The 19,289-nt window shown below is 49.0% G+C and carries 18 protein-coding genes; all 18 read left to right on the forward strand.

The features are described from left to right. The first annotated feature begins 11 nt into the window (after positions 1–11). Complete coding sequence (locus M3202_RS04125) at positions 12–911, forward strand: helix-turn-helix domain-containing protein (protein WP_251222073.1); 900 nt, start codon at positions 12–14, stop codon at positions 909–911. A 196-nt stretch (positions 912–1,107) separates the two neighbouring features. Beyond that, positions 1,108–1,686 carry a CDP-diacylglycerol--glycerol-3-phosphate 3-phosphatidyltransferase gene (pgsA, locus tag M3202_RS04130; protein ID WP_251222074.1) on the forward strand — a complete coding sequence of 193 codons (579 nt, stop codon included), beginning with the start codon at positions 1,108–1,110 and terminating at the stop codon, positions 1,684–1,686. A 13-nt stretch (positions 1,687–1,699) separates the two neighbouring features. Continuing rightward, a complete protein-coding gene (locus M3202_RS04135; protein WP_251222075.1) occupies positions 1,700–2,953 on the forward strand; it encodes a competence/damage-inducible protein A in 1,254 nt (417 codons plus the stop codon). Further along, entirely contained in the window at positions 2,950–4,563 is a 1,614-nt protein-coding gene (locus M3202_RS04140) for a DEAD/DEAH box helicase (protein WP_251222076.1), read from the forward strand. The genes M3202_RS04135 and M3202_RS04140 overlap by 4 nt, the downstream gene beginning before the upstream one ends. 229 nt (positions 4,564–4,792) lie before the next feature. Beyond that, positions 4,793–5,842 (forward strand): recombinase RecA, encoded by a 1,050-nt coding sequence (recA, locus tag M3202_RS04145; protein ID WP_251192212.1) that lies wholly within the window; start codon positions 4,793–4,795, stop codon positions 5,840–5,842. 232 nt (positions 5,843–6,074) lie between these two features. Then, positions 6,075–7,064, forward strand: coding sequence for a metallophosphoesterase family protein (locus M3202_RS04150; RefSeq protein ID WP_251222077.1), 990 nt, complete (start codon positions 6,075–6,077; stop codon positions 7,062–7,064). Next, on the forward strand, positions 7,057–8,484 hold the full coding sequence (locus M3202_RS04155) for an AAA family ATPase (protein WP_251222078.1): 1,428 nt from the start codon (positions 7,057–7,059) through the stop codon (positions 8,482–8,484). Before M3202_RS04150 ends, M3202_RS04155 begins: the two co-directional genes overlap by 8 nt. Before the next feature lie 12 nt (positions 8,485–8,496). Further along, complete coding sequence (locus M3202_RS04160) at positions 8,497–8,745, forward strand: hypothetical protein (RefSeq protein WP_251222079.1); 249 nt, start codon at positions 8,497–8,499, stop codon at positions 8,743–8,745. Next, positions 8,738–9,403 (forward strand): OLD family protein, encoded by a 666-nt coding sequence (locus M3202_RS04165; protein WP_251222080.1) that lies wholly within the window; start codon positions 8,738–8,740, stop codon positions 9,401–9,403. The genes M3202_RS04160 and M3202_RS04165 overlap by 8 nt, the downstream gene beginning before the upstream one ends. A gap of 162 nt (positions 9,404–9,565) precedes the next feature. Continuing rightward, positions 9,566–11,128 carry a ribonuclease Y gene (gene rny, locus M3202_RS04170; protein ID WP_251222081.1) on the forward strand — a complete coding sequence of 521 codons (1,563 nt, stop codon included), beginning with the start codon at positions 9,566–9,568 and terminating at the stop codon, positions 11,126–11,128. 135 nt (positions 11,129–11,263) lie between these two features. After that, positions 11,264–12,058 carry a TIGR00282 family metallophosphoesterase gene (locus M3202_RS04175; RefSeq protein WP_251222082.1) on the forward strand — a complete coding sequence of 265 codons (795 nt, stop codon included), beginning with the start codon at positions 11,264–11,266 and terminating at the stop codon, positions 12,056–12,058. Between the two features lie 162 nt (positions 12,059–12,220). After that, the gene (locus tag M3202_RS04180) at positions 12,221–12,481 is read left to right on the forward strand and encodes a stage V sporulation protein S (protein WP_251192219.1); all 261 of its coding nucleotides are present in this window, start codon (positions 12,221–12,223) and stop codon (positions 12,479–12,481) included. A 359-nt stretch (positions 12,482–12,840) separates the two neighbouring features. Further along, on the forward strand, positions 12,841–14,580 hold the full coding sequence (locus M3202_RS04185) for a 2-oxoacid:acceptor oxidoreductase subunit alpha (RefSeq protein WP_251222083.1): 1,740 nt from the start codon (positions 12,841–12,843) through the stop codon (positions 14,578–14,580). Further along, entirely contained in the window at positions 14,581–15,447 is an 867-nt protein-coding gene (locus tag M3202_RS04190; protein WP_251192221.1) for a 2-oxoacid:ferredoxin oxidoreductase subunit beta, read from the forward strand. 171 nt (positions 15,448–15,618) lie between these two features. After that, positions 15,619–17,250, forward strand: coding sequence for a tRNA (N6-isopentenyl adenosine(37)-C2)-methylthiotransferase MiaB (miaB, locus tag M3202_RS04195; protein WP_251222084.1), 1,632 nt, complete (start codon positions 15,619–15,621; stop codon positions 17,248–17,250). Next, the gene (locus M3202_RS04200) at positions 17,247–17,684 is read left to right on the forward strand and encodes a YlbF/YmcA family competence regulator (RefSeq protein WP_251222085.1); all 438 of its coding nucleotides are present in this window, start codon (positions 17,247–17,249) and stop codon (positions 17,682–17,684) included. Before miaB ends, M3202_RS04200 begins: the two co-directional genes overlap by 4 nt. 290 nt (positions 17,685–17,974) lie before the next feature. Then, positions 17,975–18,244, forward strand: coding sequence for a hypothetical protein (locus tag M3202_RS04205; protein ID WP_251222086.1), 270 nt, complete (start codon positions 17,975–17,977; stop codon positions 18,242–18,244). A 395-nt stretch (positions 18,245–18,639) separates the two neighbouring features. Beyond that, a complete protein-coding gene (locus tag M3202_RS04210; protein WP_251222087.1) occupies positions 18,640–19,212 on the forward strand; it encodes an outer spore coat protein CotE in 573 nt (190 codons plus the stop codon). Positions 19,213–19,289: the final 77 nt, after the last annotated feature.

Below are 19,289 nucleotides of genomic sequence, written 5' to 3' on the forward strand. Positions count from 1 at the left end.
TAGGTGGTATGATGTCAGAACTAGGTCAATATTTAAAGCAAGTCCGGGAGCAGAAGCAGATCACGTTAGAAGATCTTCAGCGGACGACAAAGATTCAAAAGCGCTATCTCGTTGCGATTGAAGAGGGGAGATACGAGACGCTTCCAGGACTGTTTTACGCCAGGGCATTTGTGAAGACATATGCGGAATCAATCGGTCTTGATCCAGAGCCTTTATTTGATCAATACCGCAATGAGTTGCCCAATCCTCAGCAGGAAACGGTCGCCTTGCCATCGCGCTCTGAACGGACGAAAAAGACGGCCGTTACGCCGAAAAAGCGGACGCGTGGCAATACGCTGCTTCCCGCAGTGCTCGGGATCGCCGGGGTCATTGTGGTAGTCGTCCTGATTTGGCTGTTAGCGCAATCGATGGGCTGGGGAGGCGACGGCGGCGAGGCCGTTCCGCCGGACATGAATGAAAATGTCGAACTCGATTCCTCGGATGAAGTAGGCACAGAGCCGGAGGAAGAGGAAAATAGTGCGGAGGAAGAGCCGCCTGCTTCGGAGCCGGATGAAGAGGAGCAGGAGGAACAGGAGCCCCCAGAGCCGGAAACAGAGCTTACATTTATTGAAAGCAGCGGCAATACGTCTTATTACCAATTGGAAAATGGTCAGCTGGACGATGTAAGGATTGAGCTAACAGGCACATCTCATATCGATGTGAAAAATGCGTTAGGGCATACGTTCTTTACCGGGATGCCAACGGAAGGCGAAGTGTTGACCTTCGATGAGCTGGCGGCGGAGGAAGAGGTTTTGTTTAACTTCGGTGCTTCTCCATACGTCGAGCTTTACATTAATGGTGAACGGCTTGAATTCCCGCTTGATATCGTTCATCAAAAGGTCACTATTACGGTTGTGGGTCAAAACAGCTGATGATTTGAAAGCAGAGCGTTTGCTTTTCCAGGTTGTCGAACGAAGTCTTCTGTTAGAAGCTGTTCGGCAACCTGTTTTGCTTTTCGGGTCGCAGCGTTTCAGGAAAAAGTGGTTTTGGTTACAAATATGGGGATGAATCGTATATAATAACAGTGCGGCTGTTTACTTGATCATTGTTTTGAAGGAAGGGAACATTTTGAATTTACCTAACAAAATTACGATTTCACGCATCTTTCTTATCCCTTTGTTTATGATTTTTTTACTCGCTCCATTGCCATTCGGCGACTTTGTTTTTCTCGGAACGACGATGCCTGTCGCCCATTTTATCGCGGCGTTAATCTTTATCATTGCTTCGGCAACCGATTGGCTTGACGGGTATTACGCGCGCAAGCTGAACTTGATTACGAACTTCGGCAAGTTTCTTGATCCGCTGGCAGACAAATTGCTGATCACGGCAGCGTTAATTGCCCTGGTCGAATTGCAGCTGCTTCCTGCATGGATGGCGATCGTCATTATTAGCCGGGAGTTTGCCGTGACGGGAATCCGGCTTGTAGCAGCCGCAGACGGGGAAGTGATTGCCGCCAGTCCGCTAGGGAAATTAAAAACGGTGGCGCAAATCGTGGCGATCTCTGCCTTGATGTTACATAATTGGCCGTTTCAAGCGCTGTCTTTGCCTTTTGATATGCTTGCGATCTGGATTGCGACGATTTTAACGATCTGGTCCGGTGTTGATTATTTTCAAAAGAACAAACATATTCTTCTAAAATCCAAATAGGGCGGTTGATGATATGAATGCTGAACTCATTTCAGTTGGCTCGGAACTTCTGCTTGGACAAATTGTAAACACGAATGCCGTTTATCTTTCACAGGAGCTCGCTCATCTTGGCATTAACGTGTTTTTTCAATCGACGGTCGGCGATAATAAGCAGCGCTTTTATGACACGCTGAAGCAGGCGCACGAGCGCGCCGATGTCGTGATCGTTACAGGAGGGCTCGGCCCGACGAAGGATGATTTGACAAAGGAAACCGTAGCTGAATTTTTAGGGAAAAAGCTCGTCCATGATGAAGAATCGCTTCGTTCGATTGAGGCTTTTTTTGAAAGAAGAAACAGGGTGATGACGCCGAATAACCGCAAGCAGGCGCTTGTCGTGGAAGGGAGCAAGGTGCTGGCCAACCATTTCGGGATGGCGCCCGGCATGGTGATTACTGTCGACAAGAAAATGATTATCCTCCTGCCGGGACCGCCGAAGGAAATGCAGCCGATGTTCAAAAATGAACTGATCCCTTATTTAGTCAGCGGATCAGGCGAACAGGCGGCGATCCAGTCGCGGGTGCTGCGCTTTTTTGATATCGGCGAGTCGCAGCTGGAAACGGAGCTTGAAGATTTGCTCGATGCCCAGACGAACCCGACGATTGCCCCGCTGGCGAGTGAAGGGGAAGTCACGCTGCGGCTGACGGTTAAGCATGCCGATCCGGGTGAGCGGATCAGACTGCTTGATGAAACAGAGAAAAAAATTACCGATCGCGTCGGCGCTTATTTATACGGCTATGATGAAACATCGCTGATCGAACAGGTTTTTTTGCAATTGGTTGAAAAAAACGCTACGATAGCAGCAGCGGAAAGCATAACGGGAGGCTTGTTTTCCGGCAGACTGACTGCCTTTCCAGGCTCATCCAAGGTCGTCCGCGGAGGAAGCGTTGCTTATTCGACGGAAGTGAAGGAAAATGTCCTCGGCGTGTCGAAGAAAGTGATTGCTGAGTATGGGGTCATCAGCCATCAATGCGCGCGGGAAATGGCAGCCTGTGCCAAAGAACAGTATCAGGCGGATATCGCGATCAGTTTTACAGGAGTTGCCGGTCCCGGACTGCAGGAAAACAAGGAACCGGGAACGGTTTTTATCGGTCTGGCCGGTCTGACAGAGGAGCCGCTCAGCTTTGAGCTGACCCTTGCCGGGGGACGTGAGGCCGTCCGAGACCGGGCGATCAAATATGGATGCTTTTATTTGTTGAACGAATTGAAAAGGTGGAATAAAACAGAATGACAATGTATTTTAATGACTTTCAAATTTCAGACTTAATTAAGCGAGCAATTAAAGACATGGGCTTTGAGGAGCCGTCTCCGATTCAGGAGAAAGCCATCCCTGTTATTTTAGAAGGAGGGGATGTCGTCGGGCAGGCTCAGACAGGGACAGGGAAGACGGCGGCATTCGGAATTCCGATTGTCGATAAAGTTACAGCTGACCGTTATGTGCAAGCGTTGATTTTAACGCCGACCCGCGAGCTGGCGATCCAGGTGTCCGGCGAGCTTCAGAAGCTGTCGGCCTACAAAAACATCCGGACGCTGCCGATATACGGCGGGCAATCGATCGGTCATCAAATCCGCGCGCTGAAGCAGGGAGTCCAGGTTGCGATCGGGACGCCAGGGCGGATTCTCGACCATTTGCGCCGTCAGACATTGAAGCTTGACCAGGTGCATACAGTCGTGCTTGATGAAGCCGACGAAATGCTCGATATGGGGTTTGTTGATGATATTGAAGCGATTTTGCGTCAGGTGAATAATGAGCGGCAGACGCTGTTGTTTTCAGCGACGATGCCTCCGGCGATTAAGAAGCTGTCACGCAAGTATATGAACTCGCCGAAAACGGTTTCCATTAATAAAGGAGAGGTAACGGCCCCTTTAATCAACCAGATGTATTATAAAGTGCTTGAGCGGAATAAGATTGACTCCCTCTGCCGGATTATTGACAGCGAGGATGTCGAGCTTGGTATTTTGTTCTGCCGGACGAAAAAGGGTGTAGCCGAGCTGACCGAGGCTCTCCAGGCGAGAGGGTATTTGGCTGACGGTTTACATGGTGACTTAACCCAGCCTCAGCGCGATGCCGTCATGAAAAAATTCCGCGATTCGTCGATTGAATTTTTGATTGCGACAGATGTGGCAGCCCGGGGAATTGATGTCGAGAACGTGACGCATGTCATTAACTACGACATTCCGCAGGATCCGGAAAGCTATGTTCACCGGATTGGACGGACAGGCCGCGCAGGACGCAAAGGGTTGGCACTGACACTTGTGACACCGCGGGAAATGAAGCATCTTCGTTCGATTGAACAGGAAATTAAGATGAGCATTCCATCGCAGGACGTGCCGACGATCGAGGATGTTGTGGAAAAACAGCAAAACTCGTGGAAGAAGCTGATCTCTGACACGATTGCCTCAGGCGGAAAAGAAGCCGAGCTGTTTGCCCCGCTCGTTCATGAAATTTTAGCCGAGCATACGCCGGAAGAGGTCGTCTCAGCGCTGTTGCGGATGAACTTCTCAACCGACACGTCAGCCGATGAAGCGGGCTACAACTTCGGCGATACGGGAGGCGCTAAAGGCATGATCCGCTTCTTTATCAATGTCGGACGCAATGTCAATATGACGCCGAAAATTCTCGCCGATGAAATTTCCGAGCTTGTCGGCATTCCGGCGAAAGAGGTCGGCAGAATCGATATTTTTGAAAACTTTACTTTTGTGGAAGTGCCGGAAGACGTCGCTCCGTTTGTGTATGAAGCGTTACGCTACTCCCGCATTAATGGCGCGCGCGTTAACCTCGAGCCTGCCAAGCCGCGCCCGAAGCGCGAACGCAAACCATCTCCCGCACCCCGGCGTTAAATCTTTCAAGCATTATGGCTTCGGGCTTGTCCGAAAAGGGAACGATCCCCTTTCGGACAGGCCCCTTTCCCTCTTTCCCCCTCCCTTGCGTTTCCAGTAAACAAACCCGAATGAATGTTCGTAAAAACTATTGGCAAATGGGATGAAAAGATGTATGATAGAAAAGAACAAAACATAGATTCGCTTTTTATGGCTTACCTATATATTTTAATGATTAGGAGAGATGGAAATGAGTGATCGTAAAGCAGCTCTTGATATGGCATTGCGCCAGATCGAAAAACAATTTGGGAAAGGTTCGATTATGAAGCTCGGCGAACAGACGGACCAGCGCGTTTCGACGGTCTCCAGCGGCGCGCTCGCGCTTGACATTGCCCTCGGAGTGGGCGGTTATCCGAAAGGCCGGGTTATTGAGGTATATGGTCCTGAATCATCCGGTAAAACGACGGTCGCCCTTCACGCGATTGCCGAAATCCAGCGTCAGGGAGGCCAGGCGGCTTTTATTGATGCCGAGCATGCTCTCGACCCGGTTTACGCGCAGAAGCTGGGCGTAAACATTGACGAGTTGCTGCTGTCCCAGCCGGATACGGGGGAACAGGCGCTTGAAATCGCCGAGGCACTCGTGCGCAGTGGCGCCGTCGATATGATCGTAATCGACAGTGTGGCCGCCCTTGTACCGAAAGCGGAAATTGAAGGCGACATGGGGGACAGCCACGTCGGTTTGCAGGCCCGTCTGATGTCCCAGGCGCTGCGGAAGCTGTCCGGAGCGATCAACAAATCAAAGACGATTGCGATCTTTATTAACCAGATTCGTGAGAAGGTCGGCGTCATGTTCGGAAATCCGGAAACGACTCCGGGCGGACGTGCGCTGAAGTTCTATTCCTCTGTCCGGCTTGAAGTGCGCCGTGCTGAAACGCTAAAGCAAGGCAACGATATGGTCGGAAACAAAACGAGAATTAAGGTCGTCAAAAACAAAGTAGCTCCTCCTTTCAAACAGGCGGAAGTTGACATTATGTATGGAGAAGGCATTTCGCGCGAAGGTTCGATTTTAGATATCGCCTCTGAGCTTGATATTGTGCAAAAGAGCGGAGCATGGTACTCTTTTAACGAAGAACGACTTGGACAAGGGCGGGAAAATGCAAAGCAGTTCCTGAAGGAAAATGAAGCGATTATGGAAGAAATCGAAACATTAATTCGAGATCACTACGGCCTGAATGAAGAGATTACAGTGGAGCCTGCCAGCGCAGAAGCTCCGGAGGAAATCCCATTTGATTTGAAATAGGCTTGATGGGCGCTGGAAATCTGTCAATCTACTAACAGGACGTTCCGGTAACCGACGGAACAAGAGCCGGTCAGTAACGGGGAGGAAGGTGTGTGTACAACTCCTTTCTTCCCTTTTGACGCACGTCTAAAAGCGGCGGGTAAAATCTGCAAAGCGAGCAGGGAACGGATTTCCTTTCTGCTCGCTTTGCCGTTTAGATTACGAAGGGCGTATCCGACAATGGAGGCGTAAAATGAAATTTTTATATGTAACCGATACTCATATTCGCGGCACGACGCCGAAAAACCGGCTTGATGTGTATGTCGAGACGTTGAAAGCGAAGCTCGAAGAAGTCGTTGGGCTGGCGAATCGCGAACAGGTTGATGTCCTGCTCCATGGCGGCGATGTCTTTGACCGTCCCGATTTGGCGCCAAATGTCGTCGGCCAGTTTGCCAAGATTTTTATGAAGGCGGCGATGCCAACCTATGTCGTAGCTGGAAATCATGACACGTTCGGCCATAATCCCGAAACGATTTCGCGGACGATGCTCGGCTTAATGGATTCCTTCGGCGTGATGAAAATTATTCATCCCGGTCAGCCGGTTCTGGTTGAGAAAAACGGGGTGAAAGTTCAGATTAGCGGCCAGCCTTATCATTATGATCTCGACCAGCGCGATCCAAAGCTGGATTATTACCCTGTTAATGAAACAGAGGCGGATATTCTCGTTCACATCGTCCATAGTATGCTTGTTGAAAAGGCGTTGCCTGAAGGCATTCCGCATACGCTGATCGACCATATTTGGGGAACGACGGCCGATATTATTTTGACCGGACATTTTCACGGCGGCTTTGGAATCAAGGAGCGAAACGGGAAGTATATGTGCAATCCGGGCGCTCTGTCGCGGGTTAACAACCACTGGACCGAAATCAGCCGAATGCCGAAGGTCGTGCTCGGAACGATTTCAAAGGAAGGCATTTCGCTTGAAGAACGCGAGGTGACGGTCGCCCAAAAAGGAGAAGAGGTGCTTGACCGCTCGTTTCTGGAAAAGGCGGTCCATCAGGAAGAACGGCTGCACAGCTTTGTCCAGCAGGTGAAGGAAAGCTCGCAGTTTCAAACGCTGAATATGAGCGCGATTATTCAGGATATCGCTTCGCTTAAGAACGTCGATGAGAAGGTGAAGCAGGAGGCGCTGCGAAGAATGACAAAGGTAGAAGAAGGATGGAAGGACGGGGAATATGGCTAATATTCACTCAGTACGTCTGGAAAATTTTCAGTCGCATTTAGACACATATCTCGAATTTGATGCTGGACTGAACGTCCTTGTCGGCCAGTCGGACAGCGGGAAAACGGCGATTCTTAGAGGAATCCGCTGGGCGCTGTACAATCAGCCGCGCGGGAGCGACTTTATCCGCGTCGGCGCTGATTTTGTCCGGGTAACCGTCAGCTTTGATCATGGCACAACAATCATCCGCGAAAGAACATCATCGAAAAACCGCTATACAATTCAAAAAAACGGTGAGGAAGACTTGATCCTCGAAGGGTTTGGCATCCACGTTCCTGAGGAGGTGCTCGAAGCGCACGGAATGGGAGCGATGCGGATTGACCACGACCATGAACTGATGCTTCATCTGTCTCAGCAATTAGATGGGCCCTTTTTGCTTGAACAGACCAATACCGTTCGGGCGAAAGCGCTTGGGCGGATCAGCGGCGCCCACTTTCTCGACATGGCGATTCGCGATACATCAAAGGACCTTGCCCAGCTGAGGCAGCAGTTGAAGCAGGAGGAGCAGCTGATCGAAAAGCTGGAGGGGGAGCTTGAACCGTATCAGTCGCTCCCGGCCATGAAAGAACGGCTCGATCAAACAGAACAAGGGGTGCAAACGATCAAAGCAAAGCTGCAAAAAAAAGAGCAGCTTGAACAGTTGCGTCAGCAGCAGCAGCGGCTTCAGCTTGAACAGGAAACGATCTCCAAGCGTCTCGAGCTTGTCAAGCCGGCCGACCAGTGGCAGCAGGCATGGCAAATGCTTTCAGGTTCACGTCAGCAGCTTGTCCAGTTTCAGCATTTGCAGGCAAGATGGGAGGAGGTGCGCAAAGCGAGTGAAGTTTGCCGCCTCTGGATCGAGAAGACAGCGGAGGTCCGGCAGGCCGGCGAGAAGCACAGCATTGTGCTCGCTCAGGTCGAGCGCCTTCATTCACTGAAAAAAATCGCTCAGCTTTTTCAGCGCCTGCGGCAGGAAGAAGAGCAGGCGTTGAGGAAAATAAAGCAAACGGCGTTCAGCAGCGAGGTTGACGAGGCGACAATGGAGCGCATCGCCGGCAGGCAGCAGCGGCTCGCTCAGCTGCAAAGGTTGAGGCAGCAGGTTACGGCCTATGAGATGCAGCAGAAGAAGCTGACAGAGCTGCTTGATACGCTGCCGCAGCTTGATAGCATGATTGAAAGACAGGCGGCGATCGCCGAATGGCACACAAAGCTTGAACAGCTAAAGCAGCTGCATGGGCGACTGAAAGAATGCAGTGAACGGATTAAGGAAGGGCGGCGTTTTATTGCTTCGCAGCAGGCCGAAGAGGAACAGGCTGAGGAACGCTGGCGCCAGCGTTTGCTTGAGATCGGGACATGCCCTACTTGCGGACAGTCGATCTGTGGCCATACGAAATCAGAATAAGAGGGTGATTGTATGACAATCGAACAACAGCTCGCACAAATGAAAAAAGCGATCGATAAGGCGCGCGATATGCGGTATCGGGCCGAAGCGAAGCTGGAAGAGCTGGAAAATCAGAAAAGCCGTCTTTTGGCTGAGCTGGAGGAGCTGGGAGTGAAGCCGGAGGAACTGGAACAGGAGATTCAGCGGCTGGAGCAGGAAATAGACAGATCGCTAGCTGAGACATGGGAGCTGATTCCAAAGGAATTGGTTGAACATGAGTGAGCTTGCAGCACGTCTTGCGAGGCTTGAGCAGCGGCAGAAGAAGGCGTACGACCAGTGGACGAGGCTTGATGCTGAGCGCGCCTTGCTGGAAGAGCAAATCAAAGCGAGACGGAAGGAACTCGATGGCTATCTGGACACGATCGATACATATGAAAAAGCGCGCGTGCTGTTGCAGCAGTCGGCCGAGTATGCGAGAGAGCAGGCCAAACAGCAGATTGAGACGCTGGTGACGAACGCGCTCCAATATGTGTTTGGTCCGCTTTTTTCCTTTCAAATTGAATTGGAAGAACACGGGAGCAAGGCGGTAGCTGAATTTTACGTTGTCTCGGAATATGAAGGGGTCAAGGTGAAAACGAGGCCGCAGGATTCCCGCGGCGGCGGTGTCGTCGATATCGTGACGCTCGCTTTACGCGTCGCTTTGCTTGAAACGGTCCAGCCGAAACGGTCAGGGTCTCTTTTGCTCGATGAGCCGGGCAAGCATGTTTCGGGTGAATATGTCCTTTATTTATATGAATTCTTAAAATCATTAAGCACGATGTTTAAGCGGCAGATTATCATGATTACGCATAACTACCACCTCGCCCAGTCCGGTGACAAAGCGTACGAGGTTGCGATTCATGACGGAATCAGCGCAGTCACTGAAATTGACAACACTTGACATTGGACAGGGTGGGCTATAAAATTAAGTGGAATGCGGTAAATTTTTTGTGTCATATTTATCTTTTCCGCGATCATGTCTACATGTTCTAACGTTTTTAATTAATGAAAGTATGACAAATTTGAAACCCAACAATTAGATAGCAAGGGGAGGTGAAAGAGTATGGATTATATATGGCTCATCTCCATTTTGCTTGTTGTCTCTGCAGGTAGTGCAGTTGTTGGATATCTTGTTCGAAAATCCATTGCTGAAGCAAAGATTTCCAGTGCGGAACATGCAGCAAAACAAATTGTTGATGATGCGAAGCGAGATGCCGAGGCGAGTAAGAAGGAAGCGCTCTTAGAAATCAAGGATGAGGCGCACCGTGCTCGAACTGAAGCAGAACGTGAGGTTCGTGAACGAAGAAATGAGATTCAAAAACAAGAGAATCGTTTGGTACAAAAAGAAGAGATTCTTGACCGGAAGAGTGAAACCTTAGATAAGAAAGAAGAGTCTTTGGAAAAAAGGGAGGAATCTCTCACCAAAAAACAACGACAAATTGAAGAGATGAATAGCAAAGTGGAGGAAATCTTGGCCAAGCAGCAAGCCGAGCTTGAGCGTATTTCCGGATTTTCTCGCGAAGAAGCACGTACCGCGATTCGTCACGAAGTGGAACAGGAGCTTGCGCACGAAACGGCTTTGCTTGTGAAGGAACGGTTCACACAGGCGAAGGAAGAAGCTGATAAAAAGGCGAAAGAAATTCTGTCACTGGCCATTCAACGCTGTTCGGCCGACCATGTCGCTGAAACGACTGTATCGGTCGTCACATTGCCGAATGATGAAATGAAGGGCCGGATTATTGGACGGGAAGGAAGAAATATTCGTGCGTTGGAAACATTGACGGGAATTGATCTTATTATCGATGATACGCCGGAAGCTGTTATTTTATCCGGGTTTGATCCGATTCGCCGTGAAATTGCCCGTACAGCTCTTGAAAAACTCGTGCAGGATGGTCGGATTCATCCGGCCCGAATTGAAGAAATGGTCGATAAATCACGTCGTGAGGTCGATGAGGCGATTCGTGAGTATGGAGAGCAGGCAACCTTTGAAATGGGTATTCTTGGCTTGCATCCTGACCTGATCAAGATTCTTGGCCGTCTGAAATTCCGTACAAGCTACGGACAAAACGTGCTGAAGCATTCAATGGAAGTCGCTTATTTAACAGGACTGATGGCTGCTGAGCTTGGCGAAGATGTGAAGCTGGCAAGAAGAGCCGGATTGCTTCATGATATCGGAAAAGCAATTGATCATGAAGTCGAAGGAAGCCATGTTGAAATTGGCGTCGAGCTGGCGACGAAGTACAAGGAACACCCGGTCGTCATAAATTCGATTGCTTCCCATCATGGCGATACGGAGGCAACTTCGATTATTGCCACTCTTGTGGCAGCAGCGGATGCGTTATCTGCCGCCCGTCCTGGAGCGCGAAGAGAAACGTTGGAAACGTATATTCGCCGCTTAGAGAAGCTGGAAGAGATCTCGGAATCGTTTGAAGGTGTAGAGAAGACATATGCGATTCAGGCAGGTCGTGAAGTACGGATCATGGTTCGTCCTGATGTGGTCGATGATACCCTTGCGCATAAGCTTGCCAGAGATATTACGAAGAAAATTGAAGATGAACTTGAGTATCCGGGTCACATCCGAGTCACTGTTATTCGGGAAACACGGGCTGTCGAGTATGCAAAATAAAGTGGCGGGTTTTCGCCACTTTATTTGTTTAACGGGCCGATTCGGACAGTTGCACGTGATTTTGAAAAAAGCCGTTTGAAAAGACGCTCAACAAATCATACTAAGAGCGAAATGAAATGACTGGAGTATAAAGATATGCGAATTTTATTTATAGGTGATGTGGTCGGTTCGCCGGGGCGCAAGATGATCAAGGAATATACGATGAAGCTGAAGCAGGCGTACAAGCCGACGATTACGATTATTAATGGTGAAAATGCCGCTTCCGGAAAAGGAATCACCGAAAAAATTTACAAAGGGTTTCTTGATGCGGGCGCACAGGTCGTGACGCTTGGCAATCACTCGTGGGACAATAAAGAAATTTTTTCATTTATTGATGAAGCGAAAGCGTTAATCCGGCCGGCTAACTATCCAGAAGGAACACCGGGTAAAGGCTACACTCTCGTCAAAGTGAACCAGCTGGAGATTGCCGTTATCAATGCGATGGGACGAACCTTCTTACCGGCGATTGACTGTCCGTTTCGTAAGCTCGACGACATATTGGCAGAGGTACGGAAGCGGACGCCGTATATTTTCGTTGATTTTCACGCAGAAGCGACGAGCGAGAAGCAGGCGATGGGCTGGTACCTTGATGGCCGTGTCTCGGCTGTCGTTGGCACGCATACCCATGTCCAGACAGCGGATGAGCGGATTTTGCCAAAGGGGACCGCTTATTTGACAGATGTCGGGATGACCGGCCCTTATGATGGCATCCTCGGGGTTGAGAAGGAACCGGTGCTGAAAAAATTTTTGACGACGCTGCCTGTCAGGTTTGAAGTCGCCGCAGGACGGGAACAATTAAATGGAGTAGTGATTGATATTGATGCTAAAACGGGGTTAGCTACAGCAATCAAGCGAATCCAAATTAACGACGATCATCCATTTTATATGTAACAAGGTCAGTCTTCCAAATTAATTTGCTCTATTAGGCATATGGGCTGTAATGTTGAAATAAGATGAAGTAGAACTCGCATCTTGTACGATTGACGAATGCTAGTTGGCATAGACAATCAATTCAGGGACAACCCACTTTTGTTAACAGAGGAGGTACTAGGAATGGAAGTCTTAAAAGTTTCAGCAAAATCAACCCCTAACTCTGTTGCCGGGGCACTCGCAGGTGTCATTCGTGAACGTGGGGCAGCAGAAATACAAGCCATAGGTGCCGGCGCTCTTAATCAGTCAATCAAGGCGATTGCGATTGCCCGTGGCTTCGTGGCTCCAAGCGGCATTGACCTTGTTTGCATCCCAGCGTTTACGGATATTCAGATAGAGGGTGAAGAACGGACAGCGATGAAGCTGATTGTAGAACCGAGATAGCGTTCGAGGGCTTGACGTCTTAGAAAAGTTGACGGTGCTGCTTTAGGTTAATCGTTTCAAGCGCCACAAGCCTGTTGGAAGAACTCATTCACACCAGGCTTATTGCTTAGAGGCTAGGCAAAAGGGAAAGACGACCTTTTGCCTAGCCTCTTTTTTGCGCAATTCTTTCCTGATGAACCGTTATGGACAACAAAAGCCTTGCTTTTTCAAGTGAGAAGGACTATCATAATAGCATTTAAGAGTCTTTATTTCGTCAAAATGCAGTAAATCTAGTAAAATACTCGGAAATGTGCTAAGCTAATAGTATTTCAATAAGCGATCAGCTTAGCGCGATGATACGTGATTAAGGGGTGGATAGAGTGAGAGAGCAGTTATCATGGAAAGTTGGGGGTCAGCAAGGCGAAGGGATTGAAAGCACGGGGGAAATCTTTGCCTCGGCGTTAAACCGGCTCGGCTACTATTTATACGGGTACCGTCACTTCTCTTCCCGAATTAAGGGAGGACATACGAACAATAAGATTCGTGTCAGCACCAGTCCATTAAATTCGATTTCAGATGATCTTCATATTCTTGTCGCCTTTGATCAGGAAACAATTGACGTTAATATTCACGAATTGGCCGCGGACGGGATTGTGATTGCCGATTCGAAATTCAACCCGGTTGTGACAGAGGGCTATGATGTTCAGCTTTTTGCCGTACCGTTTACGGAAATTGCGACAGAGCTCGGCACCTCATTAATGAAAAACATGGTTGCTGTCGGTGCAACGAGTGCGATTCTCGGGCTTGCCCCATCTCACTACCAGGATGTTGTTGAGGACATCTTTTTAAAGAAGGGCGCTTCCGTTGTGGAAAAGAATATGGAGGCGATTAAGGCCGGCGCCGACTATTTCCGCAATGAGGCGGGAGCCAATATGCCGGATCTTCAGCTTGCTGAAGCGGATGGCAAGAAGCGGATGTTCATGATCGGAAATGATGCGATCGGCTTGGGCGCGGTAACGGCAGGCAGCCGTTTTATGGCCGCTTATCCGATCACCCCTGCTTCGGAAATTATGGAATATATGATTAAAAAGCTGCCTGAATTCGGCGGAACGGTTATTCAGACGGAAGACGAAATCGCCGCATGTACGATGGCGATCGGCGCCAACTATGCCGGCGTCCGGGCTTTCACCGCTTCAGCCGGTCCAGGCTTGTCGCTGATGGCCGAAGCAATCGGTCTTTCCGGTATGACCGAACAGCCTCTTGTCATTATTGACACGCAGCGCGGGGGGCCGAGTACGGGCTTGCCGACAAAGCAGGAGCAATCCGACTTAATGGCGATGATCTACAGCACCCACGGCGACATTCCAAAAATTGTCATTACCCCAAGTACGGTGGAAGAAGCGTTCTATGACACGGTCGAAGCATTTAACCTGGCGGAGGAATATCAGTGTCCGGTTATTTTAGTGACGGATCTCGCGCTGTCACTTGGAAAGCAGACGGTCGAACCGCTTGATTTCAGTAAGGTCGAGATCCGCCGCGGCGCGCTCCAGACGGATGAGATTCCGGCGCGGGAAGAGAAAGAATATTATAAGCGGTATGAAGTAACGGAATCAGGCGTTTCTCCGCGCGTTCTTCCAGGCACGAAAAACGGCATTCACCACGTGACAGGGGTGGAGCACGATGAAACCGGGAAGCCGTCGGAAAGTCCTGTCAATCGTCAAGCTCAAATGGATAAGCGCTTGAGAAAGCTGAGCAATCTTGAAGCGACGTTCAAGCAGCCGCTATTCGTTCATGCCGAGCATGATGAAGCAGATCTGCTCGTGATCGGGGTCAACTCAACGCGGGGAACGATTGAAGAAGCGATGCCGCGCCTTGAAGCGGACGGGATCAAGGTCAATCATGTCCATATCCGCCTGCTCCACCCATTCCCGACAGAGGCGCTCAAGCCTCATATCGACAGGGCGAAGAAGGTCGTTGTCGTCGAAAATAACGCAACGGCGCAGCTTGCCAATATTATTAAAATGAATGTGAATAGTGTTCAAATAGAAAATGTCCTGAAGTATGACGGAAATCCGTTTTTGCCGAATGAATTATATCAAGCATGCAAGGAGTTGGTCTAAATGGCAACATTTAAAGATTTTCGCAATAAAGTGAAGCCAAACTGGTGCCCCGGCTGTGGCGACTTTTCGGTCCAGGCGGCGATCCAGCGCGCGGCGGGAAATGTCGGTTTAGAGCCGGACGACCTTGCAGTGATATCGGGAATCGGATGCTCCGGACGGATTTCAGGCTATATTAATTCATACGGCTTTCATGGTGTTCATGGACGCGTGCTGCCGATCGCCCAAGGGGTGAAAATGGCCAACCGCGATTTGACGGTTATTGCCTCCGGTGGAGATGGTGACGGTTTTGCGATTGGAATGGGGCATACCGTCCATGCGATTCGTCGCAATATTGACATCACCTATATCGTGATGGACAATCAAATTTACGGATTGACGAAGGGGCAAACGTCACCGCGAAGCGATGTCGGCTTCAAAACAAAGAGTACGCCGGGCGGTTCGGTTGAATCAGCGCTCAATGTAATGGAAATGGCACTGACAGCAGGAGCCACCTTCGTCGCCCAAAGCTTTTCCAGCGATCTGAAGGAATTGACGGCATTGATTGAACAGGGGATCGCCCATAAAGGCTTCTCGTTAATTAATGTTTTCAGCCCATGTGTGACGTTCAATAAAGTAAACACATATGACTGGTTTAAGGAAAATATTACAAAGCTTGCCGATGTCGAGAATTACGATCCGGCCAACCGGATGACAGCGATGCAAACATTGATGGAGCACAATGGTCTAGTAACCGGCTTGATTTATCAAAACAAAGAGCAGCCTTCTTACCAGGAGCTGATCTCCGGCTATGATGAGCAGCCGCTGGCGAGTCAAGATCTACAATTAGATGAAGCGAAATTCAATGAAATGATGGCGGAGTTTATGTAAGCGATGCAGGCCGTTCCCGGGAAGAGCTCCCAGGGAACGGCCTTTTTTCATCCTGTGAGCTTCGCAGGAAAACATTTACTTTCACGACTTCTCCAAATAACTTTTATTGTTTGCAGCGGACAAAAAGTTTATAATTATTTATTGTATGATTTGCTTGAAAGGAGCTTTGGAATGAATGAAGACCAACGATTAGGAAACGTAACAAATGCAGATGGAAAAACAGCTACGCAGGACTTAAAATCCTCTGGCAGTAGCCAAAAAGATTACAGCAAATATTTTGATTTCAGTGACGCGAAAGTGGAAATCATGACAGATGGAAAGCAAAAGCTGCGGATTAAGGGCCGGGATATCATTATCAATGAGCAGCCGGATTACAAGCAGGGAAAAAGAAGAGGAAAGCAGGAAACGCAGGTGCTGCGCCCGGACAGCCTTATTCCCGAGGATATGAAGCAGATCGGTGCCGGAAAGACATTTTTAATCCGGACGTACGGCTGCCAAATGAACACGCATGACTCGGAAAATATGGCCGGCTTGCTTCAGGAGATGGGCTTCACAGCGACGGAGGAAGCAGCTGATGCCGATGTGATTTTGCTCAATACATGTGCGATTCGCGAAAATGCGGAAAACAAAGTGTTTGGCGAAATCGGACACTTAAAAGCGTTAAAAAAAGAAAGACCGGAGCTGATTCTCGGCGTCTGCGGCTGTATGTCGCAGGAGGAAAATGTCGTCAATCAAATTATGCAAAAGCATCAGCATATTGATATGATCTTCGGCACCCATAATATTCACCGCTTGCCGGAATTGCTGCGCAATGCCCTTTATGGCAAGGAAATGGTGATTGAAGTATGGTCGAAGGAAGGCGACATCGTTGAGAATATGCCGCGTGTCCGCCAGGGAAACACACAGGCGTGGGTCAATATTATGTATGGCTGTGATAAGTTTTGCACGTATTGCATCGTCCCTTACACGCGTGGGAAGGAACGGAGCCGCCTGCCGGAAGACATTATCGCGGAAGTGCGTGATCTGGCCCGCCAAGGCTATAAAGAAATTACGCTGCTCGGCCAAAATGTGAATGCGTATGGCAAGGATCTTGAAGGACGCAGCTACGGCCTCGGCCATTTAATGGATGAGATTCATAAAATCGATATTCCGCGCGTGCGCTTCACAACAAGTCATCCGCGTGATTTCGACGATCATTTGATTAACGTGCTCGCCAAAGGCGGAAATCTCGTTGAGCATATTCACCTTCCTGTGCAGCACGGAAATTCTGATATTTTGAAGCTGATGGCGCGCAAATATACACGAGAGCAGTACGTCGAGCTCGCCCATAAAATCAAAATGGCGATCCCGAATGCTTCGTTCACAACGGATTTAATCGTCGGCTTCCCGAACGAAACCGAAGAGCAGTTTGAGGATACATTGTCACTCGTGCGCGAGATTCAATTCGACAGCGCCTACACGTATATTTATTCGCCGCGCGAAGGAACGCCGGCAGCGAAAATGAAGGACAATGTGCCGATGGAAGTAAAACGGGAGCGGCTGGCTCGTTTGAATGCGCTCGTCAATGAAATGTCAGCGAAGAAAAATCTCGCCTATCAGGATCAGGTCGTTGAAGTGCTCGTTGAAGGGGAAAGCAAAAAGAACCCTGATGTGCTGGCGGGGCGCACGAGAACGAACCGCTTAGTGAACTTTACAGCACCGAAATCCTATATCGGGGAAATTGTCTATGTGAAAGTGACAGAAGCAAAGACGTGGTCACTTGACGGAGAAATGGTTGAATTAGCGGAGGTAAAAGGATCATGACAAAATCAGCAATGTATACGCGTGAAGACATTCGACTACGGGCGAAAGAGCTGGCGAAAATGATGGCCGAAACGGAAGAAGTAGATTTTTTCAAGCGCGCTGAAAAGCAAATTAATGAGCATCTGCGCGTGCAGGAGCTGATCGCCCAAATTAAAAAGCTGCAAAAGGAAGCGGTCAATCTTCAGCATTATGGCAAGTCCGAAGCGTTAAAAGAGGTGGAAGCAAAGATCGACGCCTTGCATGAAGAAGTTGATGCGATTCCGCTCGTGCAGGAGTTCAAGCGCAGTCAGCTTGAAGTAAACAGCCTTTTGCAAATGGTGTCCAACACGATTTCCAAAACGGTGACCGACGAAATCATCACGTCAATGGGCGGAGATTTGTTAAAAGGAACAACAACGAAAAACCCTTATTTTGATGGCGGCTGCCAATCGTAGAAATGAAAGGGACTGGGCAAAAGTAAAATACAACCATCAAAAAGCTGCTGAAAAAGTACGATTTTCACTTTTTCAGCAGCTTTCTTACGTTTAGACAAGTATCTTTCTGGATATTTTTTAGGATTTATGAAAAGGAGCTGCGTTAGTGCGTTGTTCGACATTTCAGACATACATATTAGTTGTGACTCAACTTCTGTGACGATTTTTAGCATGTCTTTCCCCACTCCGGCTTTTGCGAAAAAATTTTAGAGAGCGTGAAAAAATGCGCTTTAACAGGGGAGGAATGGGGAATGAAGAGAGGTAGAGAGGAAAGGAGAGAGCATATACAAATGCAACAGTATAAAGTGATTTTTTCATTAGTGAATGGGGAAAAAGAAACAGCTTATTTTACGGAAAATCCGATATCGCGCGTCAATGATTGGCTAGAACGCAATGACTGCGTCTGGGTCAGACTTGAGGATATGCGATTGAACCTCCAGCATGTCGTCTCGATCCAGGTCGGCAAATTGGCGGAGGCGAATGAACGGCCGGAAGAGGAGGAAGTCGTCGAATGGCTCTAGCCGGCTGAAGAGAGTTACAACCAACTGGTAAACGATCGGGATAGGGGGCGCGGTTCCGTTCTGGTAAGGAATGGCATGACAACCGCTACGCCACTTCATCCGCCGCTTCGACAGGACATGTGAAAAGGAAGCGCGCTTTCCACCCGCTGAACCGGGCCTGAGACAAAAGGGTAATGCAAACCTTTTGCTTCAGGCTCTCTTTGTCTTTTTTCTGTACTAAACCCTTCGCTCAAGGCATATCGTGTTACAGATAGGATTTTGTTTTCATGATCTAGTTTCATGCACATTGGTTATTCGCCCTGCATAGGATGACAGTGAAGATTTTGACGAACCGCTTAGGCGTAAGCCGTGCCGTGCGTATGACGATGATATGAGAAAGAGGAGGGTTTAGTTTCATGTCTCAGACAGAAAATGGGTTTAACTATCGTGAGATTATTACAAAAGCGGTATGTGGAAAGGGTCGTAAATTCTCTGAAACGACTCATACGATTACCCCTGCACATAAACCGTCAAGCATTCTTGGCTGCTGGATCATTAACCATAAATACAGTGCTGAGAAAAAAGGTGAAAACGTAGAGGTAAAAGGCAGCTACGATATTAATGTGTGGTTTTCCTACAATAAGAATACAAAGACGGATGTCGCCACACAGACGGTCACGTATACAGATGTCATTGCACTTTCAATGAGAGATGAGAACGTATTATCAGCGGAGATGGACGTGATTGCCCGCGCCGTTCAACAGCCAAATACACTGGAAGCGACGATTTCGAAAAACGGAGCTAACGTTGAAGTACAGGTGGAACGGGAATTTATCGTCGAATGTATCGGAGAAACAAAGGTGGCCGTAGCGGTCAATCCGGACGGCTTACTTGAAGAGTTTACCGAGGATGACTACGTCGACGAAGTAAGCGACGAGGAATACGAGAACCTCGACCCGAACTTTCTCCATAAGGAATTTGAAAATTAATCAAACGGACTGACTCAAAAGTCGACGAACTTGAGTCAGTTCTTTTTTTGAAAGCCGCGAAGAATCCACCGTGGATG

The sequence above is a fragment of the Halalkalibacter oceani genome, assembly GCF_023715605.1.
Taxonomy (GTDB): Bacteria; Bacillota; Bacilli; order Bacillales; family Bacillaceae_D; genus Halalkalibacter; species Halalkalibacter oceani.